Annotated in this window: 10 protein-coding genes; 9 read left to right on the top strand and 1 reads right to left on the bottom strand. The window is 70.6% G+C overall.

The genetic code is table 11. The features are described 5' to 3' along the window. Positions 1-145: 145 nt before the first annotated feature. Positions 146-691, bottom strand: a complete 546-nt coding sequence (locus tag V1460_RS26755) for a carbonic anhydrase (protein WP_338676172.1) — start codon at positions 689-691, stop codon at positions 146-148. Positions 692-1,095: 404 nt separating this feature from the next. On the opposite strand from V1460_RS26755, the gene rsmH reads away from it, so the two are divergent. The 9 genes from rsmH (at position 1,096) to murG (ending at position 12,913) form a co-directional block, all read left to right on the top strand. Further along, positions 1,096-2,079 (top strand): 16S rRNA (cytosine(1402)-N(4))-methyltransferase RsmH, encoded by a 984-nt coding sequence (gene rsmH, locus V1460_RS26750; RefSeq protein WP_338676171.1) that lies wholly within the window; start codon positions 1,096-1,098, stop codon positions 2,077-2,079. A gap of 27 nt (positions 2,080-2,106) precedes the next feature. Beyond that, a complete protein-coding gene (locus tag V1460_RS26745; protein WP_407077638.1) occupies positions 2,107-2,787 on the top strand; it encodes a septum formation initiator family protein in 681 nt (226 codons plus the stop codon). Positions 2,788-2,791: 4 nt separating this feature from the next. Further along, positions 2,792-4,762, top strand: coding sequence for a penicillin-binding protein 2 (locus V1460_RS26740; protein ID WP_338676170.1), 1,971 nt, complete (start codon positions 2,792-2,794; stop codon positions 4,760-4,762). 17 nt (positions 4,763-4,779) lie between these two features. Continuing rightward, positions 4,780-6,459, top strand: a complete 1,680-nt coding sequence (locus tag V1460_RS26735; protein ID WP_407077532.1) for a UDP-N-acetylmuramoyl-L-alanyl-D-glutamate--2,6-diaminopimelate ligase — start codon at positions 4,780-4,782, stop codon at positions 6,457-6,459. 4 nt (positions 6,460-6,463) lie between these two features. After that, complete coding sequence (gene murF, locus V1460_RS26730) at positions 6,464-7,912, top strand: UDP-N-acetylmuramoyl-tripeptide--D-alanyl-D-alanine ligase (protein WP_338676168.1); 1,449 nt, start codon at positions 6,464-6,466, stop codon at positions 7,910-7,912. Then, positions 7,909-8,979: a phospho-N-acetylmuramoyl-pentapeptide-transferase gene (gene mraY, locus V1460_RS26725; protein ID WP_338676167.1), complete on the top strand. Its 1,071-nt coding sequence runs from the start codon at positions 7,909-7,911 to the stop codon at positions 8,977-8,979. The genes murF and mraY overlap by 4 nt, the downstream gene beginning before the upstream one ends. Next, positions 8,976-10,403 carry a UDP-N-acetylmuramoyl-L-alanine--D-glutamate ligase gene (gene murD / locus V1460_RS26720; RefSeq protein WP_338676166.1) on the top strand — a complete coding sequence of 476 codons (1,428 nt, stop codon included), beginning with the start codon at positions 8,976-8,978 and terminating at the stop codon, positions 10,401-10,403. The genes mraY and murD overlap by 4 nt, the downstream gene beginning before the upstream one ends. A 77-nt stretch (positions 10,404-10,480) precedes the next feature. After that, positions 10,481-11,812 (top strand): putative lipid II flippase FtsW, encoded by a 1,332-nt coding sequence (gene ftsW, locus V1460_RS26715; protein ID WP_407077637.1) that lies wholly within the window; start codon positions 10,481-10,483, stop codon positions 11,810-11,812. Between the two features lie 6 nt (positions 11,813-11,818). Further along, entirely contained in the window at positions 11,819-12,913 is a 1,095-nt protein-coding gene (murG, locus tag V1460_RS26710; protein WP_338676164.1) for an undecaprenyldiphospho-muramoylpentapeptide beta-N-acetylglucosaminyltransferase, read from the top strand. Positions 12,914-13,009: the final 96 nt, after the last annotated feature.

The following is a 13,009-nucleotide window of genomic DNA, read 5'->3' as shown; positions in this document are numbered from 1 at the left end:
CGAAACACGGACATCGCAGCGGCGGTCGCCGCCGCGATGTCACTCCCGCATTCTTGTTGCCGTTGCCGCTTCGTGTCACTCGCCTGTGGACAACCGGGCTCTCGTCCGGGTGCGTATACCGCTTACTACGGCCCGCGCCACCGGTTCACTCAGCCGCCGCGCCGATCTCCTTCAGCAGCCCGGTCCTGACGTCGAACACAAAACCCCGCACGTCATCTGTGTGCAGGAGGAACGGCGACGTGCGCACCCGCTGCATGGACTGCCGTACATCCTGGTCGACGTCGCGGAACGCCTCCACAGCCCAGGACGGCCGCTGCCCGACCTCGTCCTCCAACTCGTGCCGGAAGTCCTCGGTCAGCCTCTCCAGACCGCAGTTGGTGTGATGGATGAGTATCACGCTGCGGGTGCCGAGGGCACGCTGGCTGATGGTGAGCGAGCGGATCACATCGTCAGTGACCACACCGCCGGCGTTGCGGATCGTGTGGCAGTCGCCCAGCTTCAGGCCGAGCGCCTTGTGCAGGTCGAGGCGGGCGTCCATGCACGCCACCACGGCCACCCCGAGTACGGGCCGTGCGTCCATACCGGGGTCGGTGAACCCGGAGGCGTAGTGCTCGTTCGCCGAGACGAGCCGGTCGGTGACGGTGCCGCTCTCGACAGCGGCTTCGGCTGATGGGTGCGCAGAGGTCGACATGGCTAAGACGGTACTGGCCACGGTCCGTCCGGGCCTGCCGTGAGAGCTGGACGAAGAGCGACAAAGAGCGTCAATGAGCCGGGTTGTGAGGTAACCCACAGGCGGGACCCCGTCGAGCCCGTACGAGTGATGGGTGCCGGTCCCGACAGACGCGTCCCACCGGCCGTGCGACGCGCCAGCCGGTTGATTGACCGTCCCGTCCGGTGCACTAAAGTGACGCTCAGTTCATGTCCAGTCCATGCCCATGAGGGGCCCGGACAGCGGCCGTGGACGCAGACCCACCCGCACATACCGAACATTTCCATGATTTTCCCGCGTGTGCGGCCGTGGCACCGGCAACGGCGACGGCATACGTGCGCCTCCGGCGCCCAGGCGGCCGAGCACGTCGGACCTGAGAGGGCGCATTGAGCCAGCGACACGTCCCGGTGATGCTCCAGCGGTGCCTGGACCTGCTGGCACCCGCACTGGAGGCGCCTGAAGGGGCGCCCGCGGAGGGCGGTGGGCGGGCCCCGGTGGTCGTCGACTGCACGCTCGGGCTCGGCGGCCACAGCGAAGCACTGCTCACCCGGTTTCCAGGGATCCACCTCATCGCGCTCGACCGGGACAAAGAAGCCCTGCGGCTGTCCGGCGAACGGCTCGCCCCCTTCGGGGAGCGCGCGACGCTGGTGCACGCCGTGTACGACGAGCTGCCCGATGTGCTCGACCGGCTCGGCACCCCCCGGGTCCAGGGCGTCCTGTTCGACCTCGGCGTCTCCTCGATGCAGCTGGACGAGGCCGATCGCGGCTTCGCCTACGCCCAGGACGCCCCGCTCGACATGCGTATGGATCAGACGACGGGCATCAGCGCGGCGGAGGTGCTCAACACCTATCCGGCCGGTGAACTGGTGCGGATCCTGCGCGTGTACGGCGAGGAGAAGCAGGCCAAGCGGATCGTGTCGGCGATCGTGCGCGAGCGCGAGAAGGAGCCGTTCGACCGCAGCGCCAGGCTGGTCGAGCTGATCCGCGACTCCCTGCCGCAGGCGGCCAAGCGCACTGGTGGCAATCCCGCCAAGCGCACCTTCCAGGCGCTGCGGATCGAGGTCAACGGCGAACTCTCGGTCCTGGAAAGCGCGATCCCCGCCGCCGTGCGGGCCCTCGCGGTCGGCGGTCGGATCGCGGTCCTCTCCTACCACTCGCTGGAGGACCGGCTGGTCAAGCAGGTCTTCGCGGCTGGTGCCGCCAGTACCGCACCGCCCGGGCTGCCCGTCGTACCCGAGCGCTACCAGCCCCGACTGAAGCTGCTGACCCGTGGCGCCGAACTCCCCACCGACGAGGAGGTCGCCGAGAACCGCCGTGCCGCGCCCGCCCGGCTGCGGGGCGCGGAGCGGATCCGCGAGGACGCACAGTGACATCCGCCGGGTGAGGGAGGGCACGTGGTGAAGAAGGCCGCCGGTCAGCTCAGGGGACGCGCCGCCCGGCTGGCCGGGCTGATGCCGTCCGGCCCCAGCACTGCCGCCAGGACGCCGTTCGTCCTGCTCGTGGTGGTGCTGCTGGGGGGTGGCCTCATCACCCTGCTGCTGCTCAACTCCTCCCTCAACGAGGGTTCGTTCGAGCTGAGTGAGCTCAGGAGGAAGACCACCGAGCTCACCGACGAGGAGCAGGGCCTGCAACGGGACGTGGACGGCCGCTCAGCCCCGGACGCGCTCCAGCGGCGGGCCCGCGAGCTCGGCATGGTTCCCGGTGGCAACCCCGTCTTCCTGGACCCGGACGGCGAGGTCAAGGGAGTGCCGCGCAAGGCCAAGGCCGAGCCCTACGTGCCCCCGGAAGACTCCACGGCCCCGTCCGCCGTGCCCCGTACCGCGCCCGGATCCCCGTCCGCCGCCCCGTCGGCGGCTCCTTCCGGGGCCGCGCCCGCCACCTCCGCCTCGGCCCCCGCGGCTTCCGGAAGCCCTGCCGCGCCCGCGAGCCCTGGTGCACCTGAGAGCCCTGCCGCGCACGCGGGCCGCGCCGGGCACGCGAACCCCGTGCCACCGGTGGATCCGGCGGCACCCGCGAACCCCGCGGTGTCCGCCCCGGGCCGGACTCCGCAGCCGCCGTCCCCCAACCCCGGCAGGTGACGCAGTGCCTCCCAAGGAAACTCCGCGCCGCCGCGTTCCCGGTCCCGCCAGGCGACCCGGTCCGGGCAACCGCCCCCGCCCCGCCGCGAACCGCCCGCGCCCTCCCGCCGGCCGCCCGCGTACCGCGGCCCCGCCGCGCAGGATCCGCCTGGGCAGCCCCCGCCCCCGGCTGCGCCTCGTCAGCCTGGCGCTGACCCTGACCATGCTGGTGTTCGTGGTACGCCTCCTCCAGGTGCAGGCGGTCGACGCGAGCACCTACGCGGCCATGGCCGACAAGAACCGCTACATGAGCTACACGCTGACCGCGGAGCGCGGCGAGATCACCGACCGGTCCGGGATCGCTCTCGCCACCAGCGTCGACGCGTACGACGTCACCGCCGACCCGAAGATGTTCACCCCCGAGGAGAGCAAGGCACCGGACGCGCCCGAGCAGGCGGCGGCGCTGCTCGCCCCGATCCTCGGCAAGGACGTCGCCGAACTCGCCAACCGGCTCAAGACCCCCAAGTCCCGCTACACCGTCCTAGCCCGGCGCCAGACCCCCCAGGTGTGGAAGCAGATCAGCGACCTCAAGGGTGTCTTCGCCGAGAAGGCCAGGACCGACAAGGCCGCGGGCGGGACCGGAGCGAATGTGCTGGCCGGAGTGTTCCGCGAGGCGAGCAGCAAACGGGTCTACCCCAACGGCGAGCTCGGGGCCGGGATACTGGGATACGTCAACGCCGAAGGCCGCGGTGCGGGTGGTCTGGAGTCCATGCTGGACGCCGAACTCGCGGGCCAGGACGGTGAGGTCACCTACGCCCAGTCCGGCGGTCGGCGCGTCCCCACCGCAGGGGCTCGCGAGGTGCCGGCGGTCCCCGGCTCCGACATCGAACTCACCATCGACCGCGACATCCAGTGGGCGGCCCAGCAGGCGATCGCCGCCCAGGTCCGGAAGTCCAAGGCCGACCGGGGCTATGTGGTCGTGCAGAACACCCGTACCGGTGAGATCCTCGCCATGGCCAACGCCCCTGGATTCGATCCCAACGACATCTCCCAGGCCGACGCGGCGGCCATGGGCAACGCCGCCCTCCAGGACGTGTACGAGCCGGGCTCCACCAGCAAGGTCATGTCCATGGCGGCGGTCCTGGAGGAGCGGGCGGCGACCCCCGCCACCCATGTCACCGTGCCCAACCGGCTGCACCGCGGCGACCGGCTGTTCCACGACGACATCGACCACCCCACCTGGCATCTGACCCTCAACGGCGTCCTCGCCAAGTCCAGCAACATCGGCACGATCCTGGCGACCGGCCAGCTCGGCAGGACCCAGGCGGAGGCCAATCGGGTCCTCTACTCGTATCTGCGTAAGTTCGGCATCGGCAGCCCGACGGGGCTCGACTACCCCGGGGAGTCCCCCGGCATCCTCGCCAAGCCGCAGAACTGGTCCACTTCGCAGCAGTACACGATCCCGTTCGGCCAGGGCCTGTCCGTCAACGCCGTCCAGGCCGCGTCCGTCTACTCGACCATCGCCAACGGCGGCGTGCGCATCGAGCCCACCCTGATCCGGGGCACCACAGGGCCGGACGGACGGTTCACCTCGGCTCCCGAGCCCGGGAAGACCCGGGTGGTCAGCGAGAAGACCGCCCGCACCCTCGCCACCATGCTCGAATCCGTCGTCGGCGACGAGGAGGGCACCGGCACCAAGGCCAAGATCCCCGGCTACCGCGTCGCAGGAAAGACCGGTACGGCCAACCGGGTCGACCCGGAAACGGGCCGCTACAAGGGCTACACAGCCTCCTTCGCCGGCTTCGCACCCGCCGACGACCCGCAGATCACGGTCTACTGCGCCATCCAGAACCCGACCAAGGGCAGCTACTTCGGCGGGCAGATCTGCGGGCCCATCTACAAGAAGGTCATGGAATTCGCCCTCAAGACCCGACAGGTCGCACCCACCGGCGCACCGCCCGCGCGGCTTCCGGTGACGTTCGAGCCGGGCACGTGAGCCGGGAGGCACCCTCAGTGACAAGGATCACGCCCGATCCCCCCTCATTTAGCACCGGTCCCGGTACGCCCGGTACGCTCACCGCCGTGCCACATGCTGATCAGTACCGAACCGCCCCACCCCGTCCGGCCGAGGTCCGCCCGATCGACCTCAGTGAGCTGGCCGACCGGCTGGGGGTAGAGCCCCCGGGCTCCGGCGCGGTCACCGGCATCACCCATGACTCCCGCGCCGTACGCCCCGGCGACGTGTACGCGGCCCTCCCCGGAGCCCGGCTGCACGGTGCCGACTTCGTCGCCCAGGCGAAGGAACTCGGCGCCGCGGCGATCCTCACCGACCCGACCGGTGCCGAGCGCGCCGCCGCCACCGGGCTGCCGGTGCTGGTCAGCGGGAACCCGCGCGGACAGATGGGCGCCCTGGCCGCCGCGATCTACGGACATCCCGGTGCCGATCTGCTCCAGATCGGCATCACGGGCACATCGGGCAAGACCACCACCGCCTACCTCGTGGAGGGCGGGTTGCGCGGCGCGGACCGCCGTACCGGGCTCATCGGCACGGTCGAGATGCGCATCGGCGACGAGCGCATCAAGGCGGAGCGCACCACTCCCGAAGCCACCGACCTCCAGGCGCTGTTCGCGGTGATGCGCGAGCGCGGAGTCGAGTCGGTCGCCATGGAGGTGTCCAGTCACGCGCTGGTGCTCGGCCGGGTCGACGGCTGTGTGTTCGACATCGCCGTGTTCAACAACCTCAGCCCGGAGCACATGGAGTTCCATTCCGGCATGGAGGACTACTTCCAGGCCAAGGCGCAGCTCTTCACCCCCGCCAGGGCCCGGCGCGGCGTGGTCAACCTGGACGACGAGTACGGCAGGCGGCTGGCCGCCGATTCGGCGATCCCGGTCGTGACCTTCTCCGCAGAGGGGCACCCGGACGCCGACTGGCGGGCCGAGGGGGTCGAACTGGGCCCGCTCGGTTCGACGTTCACCGCCGTCGGCCCGGGCGGTGAACGAGTGGCCGCGCACGCCCCGTTGCCGGGTGCCTTCAACGTCGCCAACGCCCTCGCCGCGATCGCCACTCTCGCCGTCGCCGGGCTCGACCCGCAGGCCGCGGCCGACGGCGTCGGTGCTGTTCCCGGAGTTCCCGGCAGGCTGGAACGCGTCGACGCAGGGCAGCCGTATCTCGCCGTGGTCGACTACGCGCACAAGACGGACGCCGTCGAGTCGGTGCTGCGAGCCCTGCGCAAGGTCACCAAGGGCCGGCTGCATATCGTGCTCGGCTGCGGTGGCGACCGCGACACGACCAAGCGCGGACCGATGGGCGCCGCCGCGGCACGCCACGCCGACACAGCCATCCTGACCTCAGACAACCCCCGCTCCGAGGATCCGCTCGCCATCCTCGCCACCATGCTGGCGGGCGCCGCCGAAGTGCCCGCGCACGAACGCGGCGAGGTCCAGGTGTTCGAGGAGCGTGCCGCCGCGATCGCCGCGGCCGTCGCACGGGCCGAGGCGGGCGACACCGTGCTGGTCGCGGGCAAGGGCCACGAGCAGGGGCAGGACATCGCCGGGGTGGTCCGCGCCTTCGACGACCGCCAGGTGCTCCGCGAGGCGATCGAGGCGCGTACCCCGCGCCACGACGGCACAGCGGACGCAGGGGATGCAGCAGACGCAGTGGACGCAGCCCGTCACCAGAACAGTCAGGGATGAAGCAGTGATCGCCCTCTCCCTCGCCGAGATCGCCCATGTCGTCGGCGGGCAGACCCACGACATACCGGATCCGGCCATCCAGGTCACCGGACCCGTCGTCATCGACTCCCGGCAGGTCGAGTCCGGCAGTCTCTTCGCCGCCTTCGCGGGTGAGCACGCCGATGGCCATGACTACGCGGAGCGCGCGGTCGCTGCGGGTGCCGTCGCGGTGCTCGCGGTACGCCCCGTCGGTGTGCCCGCCATCGTCGTGGACGACGTGCAGACCGCGCTCGGCGCGCTGGCCCGCGCCGTGGTCGAGCGGCTCGGCACGGAGGTCGTCGCCCTCACCGGCTCCGCCGGGAAGACCTCCACCAAGGACCTCATCGCCCAGCTGCTGGAGCGTCACGCCCCCACGGTGTGGACACCCGGTTCCCTCAACAACGAGATCGGCCTGCCGCTGACCGCGCTGCGCGCGACGGCGGAAACGCGCCATCTCGTACTGGAGATGGGCGCCCGCGGCATCGGCCACATCCGCTATCTCACCGGTCTCACCCCGCCGCGCATCGGCGTGGTGCTCAACGTCGGCAGCGCCCACATCGGCGAGTTCGGCGGCCGTGAGCAGATCGCCCAGGCCAAGGGCGAGCTGGTGGAGTGCCTGCCGCCCGCCGAGCGGGGCGGAATCGCGGTGCTCAACGCCGACGACCCCCTCGTGCGCGCCATGGCCTCCCGTACGAAGGCGCGCGTCGTGCTGTTCGGCGAGGCGGGCGAAGCGGACGTACGGGCGGAGAACGTGCGGTTGACGCCGAGCGGGCAGCCCGCATTCCTGCTTCGCACACCATCCGGGTGCGGCGATGTGACCTTGCGGCTGTACGGTGAGCACCACGTGTCGAACGCGCTCGCCGCGGCCACCGTCGCCCATGAGTTGGGCATGCCCGCCGATGAGATCGCCACCGCGCTCTCCGAGGCCGGCACCCTCTCCCGCTGGCGGATGGAGGTCACCGAGCGTCCGGACGGCGTGACGATCGTCAACGACGCCTACAACGCGAACCCCGAGTCCATGAGGGCCGCCCTGCGCGCGCTCGTGGCCATGGGAGCGGCCGCACGAGCCGCCGGGGGACGCACCTGGGCGGTGCTCGGCCCGATGGCCGAGCTCGGGGACGAGGCGCTCGCCGAGCACGACGCGGTCGGACGGCTTGTCGTCCGGCTCAACGTCAGCAAGCTCGTGGCAGTCGGGGGCAGGGAAGCGTCCTGGTTGCAACTGGGCGCTTACAACGAGGGTTCGTGGGGTGAGGAGTCGGTGCACGTGTCCGACGCGCAGGCGGCGGTTGACCTGTTGCGCAGAGAGCTGCGCCCGGGAGACGTCGTGCTGGTGAAGGCTTCGAGGTCGGCCGGGCTTGAGCGGATCGCCCAGGCGCTGCTCGAGAACACGGGGACCTCGGCGGGCTCTTCCGAGGGGCAGGTAGCCGGTCGATGAGGCAGATCCTCTTCTCGGGGGCCATCGGGCTCTTCCTGACGCTCATCGGCACCCCGCTGCTGATCAAGCTGCTGGCCCGGAAGGGCTATGGCCAGTTCATCCGCGACGACGGCCCGCGCAGCCACGGCAGCAAGAAGGGCACGCCCACGATGGGCGGTATCGCCTTCATCCTGGCCACGCTCATCGCCTACGCCCTCGCCAAGGTGATCACCGGTGAGAAGCCCTCGTTCTCGGGCGTGCTGGTGCTGTTTCTGATGGCGGGCATGGGCCTGGTCGGCTTCCTGGACGACTACATCAAGATCGTCAAGCAGCGGTCGCTCGGTCTGCGGGCCAAGGCGAAGATGGCCGGACAGCTGATCGTCGGTATCGCCTTCGCCGTGCTGTCACTCCAGTTCGCCGACATCCGCGGCCAGACACCCGCGTCCACCCGGCTCTCCTTCGTCACCGACTTCGGCTGGTCCATCGGCCCGGTGCTGTTCGTGGTCTGGGCGCTGTTCATGATCCTCGCGATGTCGAACGGCGTGAACCTCACGGACGGTCTGGACGGTCTGGCCACCGGAGCCTCCGTGATGGTCTTCGGCGCCTACACCTTCATCGGGCTCTGGCAGTTCCAGGAGTGGTGCGCCAACGCGAACACGTTGACCAACCCCAACGCCTGCTTCGAGGTGCGCGACCCGCTCGACCTCGCCGTGGTCGCCTCCGCGCTGATGGGCGCCTGCTTCGGCTTCCTGTGGTGGAACACCTCACCGGCCAAGATCTTCATGGGGGACACCGGCTCGCTCGCCCTCGGCGGCGCGCTGGCGGGCCTCGCGATCTGCTCCCGTACCGAGCTGCTGCTCGCCCTGCTCGGCGGTCTGTTCGTGCTGATCACCATGTCGGTGGTCATCCAGGTCGGCTCCTTCCGGCTCACCGGCAAGCGGGTCTTCCGGATGGCCCCGCTCCAGCACCACTTCGAGCTCAAGGGCTGGTCGGAAGTGCTGGTGGTGGTGCGTTTCTGGATCATTCAGGGCATGTGCGTCATCGTGGGTCTGGGCCTCTTCTACGCGGGATGGGCGGCCGACAAGTGAGTACGCGGGACTGGCAGGGCAAGCACGTCACCGTCGCCGGGCTCGGCGTGAGCGGCATTCCGGCCGCACGCGTCCTGCACGGCCTGGGCGCGGTCGTCACGGTCGTCAACGACGGTGACGACGCGGGTGCGCGTGCGCAGGCCGCGCAACTGGAGGCGGAGGGCATCGCCGTCCGCCTCGGCGACGGGGCCACCCTGCCGGAGGGCACCGGGCTGGTCGTCACCGCGCCCGGCTGGAAGCCCGACAAACCGCTGTTCACCGCAGCCGCCGATGCGGGCGTGGAGGTCTGGGGCGATGTGGAGCTGGCCTGGCGGCTTCGCGGCCTGGACGGCAGGGAAGCGGCGCCTTGGCTCGCGGTCACCGGCACCAACGGCAAGACCACGACCGTGCGGATGCTGGCCTCCATCCTGGAGGCGGCCGGTCTGAGGACGGCGGCCGTCGGCAACATCGGCGTCTCGCTGCTGGACGCCGTCCTGGGCGAGGACAAGTACGACGTGCTGGCCGTCGAGCTCTCCAGCTACCAGCTGCACTGGGCTCCCTCGCTGCGCGCCCACTCCGCCGCCGTGCTCAACCTGGCGCCCGACCACCTCGACTGGCACGGCTCGATGGCGGCCTACGCGGCAGACAAGGGCCGGATCTACGAGGGCAACACGGTCGCCTGCGTCTACAACGCCGCCGACCCCGCCACCGAGGACCTGGTGCGCGAGGCCGACGTGGTGGAGGGCTGCCGTGCGATCGGTTTCACCCTCGGTGCCCCCGGACCCTCCCAACTCGGTGTGGTGGACGGCATCCTCGTGGACCGCGCGTTCGTCGAGAACCGGCAGAAGCACGCCCAGGAACTGGCCGAGGTCTCCGACGTCAACCCGCCGGCGCCGCACAACATCGCCAACGCGCTGGCTGCGGCGGCCCTCGCCCGCGCCTTCGGCGTCGCCCCCGCGGCGGTAAGGGACGGGCTGCGTGCCTTCCGCCCCGACGCCCACCGCATCGAGCATGTGGCGGATGTGGCGGGCGTCGCCTACGTCGACGACTCCAAGGCCACCAACACGCATGCCGCCGAGGCTTCCTTGGCGGCATACGACCCGATCGTATGGATCGCGGGCGGGCTGGCGAAGGGCGCGGAGTTCGACGAACTGGTCCGGGTGTCCGCGCAGCGGCTGCGAGCCGTCGTGCTCATGGGCGCCGATCGCGTGCTGGTCGCCGAAGCGCTGGCGCGACACGCCCCCGAGGTCCCGGTGGTCGACATCGACCGGACCGACACTGGTGCGATGGCCGCGGCGGTCCGCGAAGCGGCGGGGCTCGCGCAGCCGGGTGACACGGTCCTGCTGGCTCCCGCCTGTGCCTCGATGGACATGTTCACCAACTACAACGAGCGGGGCGAGGCCTTCGCGGACGCCGTCCGGACACTCGCCGCCGAACACGCCTGACCGGCCCGGTCCCCGTCGCCACCGCCCACGACTGGAGGGGGACACCGCCCATGCCGCAGCACGACCCCGCCGCAGCGCTGCCGCGCGGCAGCTCCGTGCGGAGCCCGGCGCGTGGCCGTCCCGCCGCGCGCCGCGCGGCGACGAGCCGTGGCAGCGGCTCCGGAGGACCACCTGCGGGCGGGCCCCGGCGGATCATCGAGCAGGTGCGACGAGCCTGGGACAGACCCCTCACCGCGTACTACGTGATCCTCGGCGCCGGGCTGCTGATCACCGGGCTCGGCCTGGTGATGGTCTACTCCGCCTCGATGATCACGGCGCTGACGTACTCACTCGCCCCCTCGTACTTCTTCCGCAAGCAGTTCGTGGCTGCGCTCATCGGCACCGTGCTGCTGCTGGTCGCGTCCCGGATGCCGTCCCGGCTCCACCGGGCGCTCGCCTACCCCCTGCTCATCGGCAGTGTGTTCCTGATGGTGCTGGTGCAGATCCCGGGGATAGGGCGTTCCGTCAACGGCAACCAGAACTGGATCTACCTCGGCGGTCCCTTCCAGCTCCAGCCCAGTGAGTTCGCCAAACTCGCCCTGCTCCTCTGGGGAGCCGACCTCCTCGCCCGCAAACAGGACAGACGCCTGCTCACCCAGTGGAAGCACCTGCTGGTGCCGCTGGTGCCGGTGGCCTTCATACTGCTGGGGCTGATCATGCTCGGCGGGGACATGGGCACCTCGATCGTCCTCACCGCGATCCTCTTCGGGCTGCTCTGGCTGGCCGGGGCACCCACCAGACTGTTCACCGGAGTGCTCGCCGTAGCCGTGGTGATCGGCGCCGTGCTGATCAAGACCAGTCCCAACCGGATGGACCGCTTCCAGTGCGTCGGCGCCACCGACCCGGGCCCCGGGGACATCTGCTGGCAGGCGGTCCACGGGATCTACGCGCTCGCGTCCGGCGGATGGTTCGGTTCCGGCATCGGCGCGAGTGTGGAAAAATGGGGTCAACTACCCGAAGCGCACACCGACTTCATCTTCGCTATCACCGGGGAGGAGCTGGGGCTGGCGGGGACGCTGTCGGTGCTCACTCTCTTCGCGGCTCTAGGCTATGCGGGTATCCGCGTGGCCGGACGCACGGAGGATCCCTTCGTGAGGTACGCCGCGGGAGGAGCGACCACCTGGATCACGGCTCAGGCCGTGATCAACATCGGTGCGGTGCTCGGTCTGCTGCCGATCGCCGGAGTCCCCCTCCCGCTGTTCTCTTACGGGGGCTCCGCCCTGCTGCCGACCATGTTCGCTGTGGGGCTGCTGATCGCGTTCGCGCGTGAGGACCCCGCCGCGAAGGCGGCCTTGGCCGTTCGCGGGTCCGGGGTGAGATGGAAGACGATGAGACGGCGCACGACGAAGCGTCCGTCCGGAGAGCGGTGAAATTCGGTGCATGTCGTACTCGCCGGCGGGGGGACCGCCGGCCACATCGAGCCCGCGCTCGCCCTCGCGGACGCCCTGCGCAGGCAGGACCCGACCGTGGGCATCACAGCACTCGGCACTGAGCGGGGTCTGGAGACCAGGCTCGTCCCCGAGCGCGGCTATGAACTGGCCCTCATCCCCGCGGTGCCGCTGCCGCGCAAGCCCACGCCCGAACTGATCACGGTTCCCGGGCGGCTGCGCGGCACCATCAAGGCCGCCGAGCAGATCCTGGAGCGCACCAAGGCCGACTGCGTCGTCGGATTCGGCGGCTATGTCGCACTGCCCGGCTATCTCGCGGCCAAGCGGCTCGGTGTGCCGATCGTCGTCCACGAGGCCAACGCCCGTCCGGGTCTGGCCAACAAGATCGGCTCCCGCTACGCGGCCGGTGTGGCGGTCTCCACCCCGGACAGCAAGCTGCGCGACGCCCGCTACATCGGCATCCCGCTGCGCCGCTCCATCGCGACCCTGGACCGGGCGCGGATGCGCCCCGAGGCCCGCGCCGCCTTCGGGCTCGACCCCAACCTGCCGACACTGCTGGTCTCCGGCGGGTCCCAGGGAGCTCGGCGGCTCAACGAGGTGGTCCAGCAGGTCGCTCCGCTGCTCCAGCGCTCCGGAATCCAGATCCTGCACGCGGTCGGCCCCAAGAACGAACTGCCGCGCGTGGACAACATGCCCGGAATGCCGCCCTACATCCCGGTACCGTATCTGGACCGGATGGATCTTGCGTATGCCGCGGCAGACATGATGCTGTGCCGCGCGGGCGCCATGACCGTCGCCGAGCTTTCCGCCGTCGGGCTGCCCGCCGCGTACGTACCGCTGCCGATCGGCAACGGCGAACAGCGGCTCAACGCCCAACCGGTGGTGAAGGCCGGTGGCGGACTCCTGGTGGACGATGCCGAACTGAGCCCGCAGTGGGTCCAGGGGAATGTGCTCCCGGTGCTGGCGGATCCGCACCGGTTGTACGAGATGTCTCGCGCCGCCGCGGAGTTCGGGCGCCGGGATGCAGACGATCTGCTTGTCGGAATGGTCTACGAAGCGATTGCCGCCAGGGCGCGCCGCTAAGGCGTGTTGCGAAAGTAGCTCCGTCCGCCCGCAGGGTGTGGCTCGCGGCGTTTGGTGCGTGCAATCGCAAGGCGGAGGTTCATCCTCGTACTGGGT

The organism is Streptomyces sp. SCSIO 30461, from assembly GCF_037023745.1.
Taxonomy (GTDB): domain Bacteria; phylum Actinomycetota; class Actinomycetes; order Streptomycetales; family Streptomycetaceae; genus Streptomyces.
The sequence above is the reverse complement of the archived record's forward strand: the minus strand, read 5'-3'. Positions and strand labels throughout refer to the sequence as shown.

Excerpts from the sequence above, each read along its gene's own strand:
- V1460_RS26755 (WP_338676172.1), bottom strand. The coding sequence starts at position 691 with ATGTCGACCTCTGCGCACCCATCAGCCGAAGCCGCTGTCGAGAGCGGC.
- mraY (WP_338676167.1), top strand. The coding sequence starts at position 7,909 with ATGAGGCAGATCCTCTTCTCGGGGGCCATCGGGCTCTTCCTGACGCTC.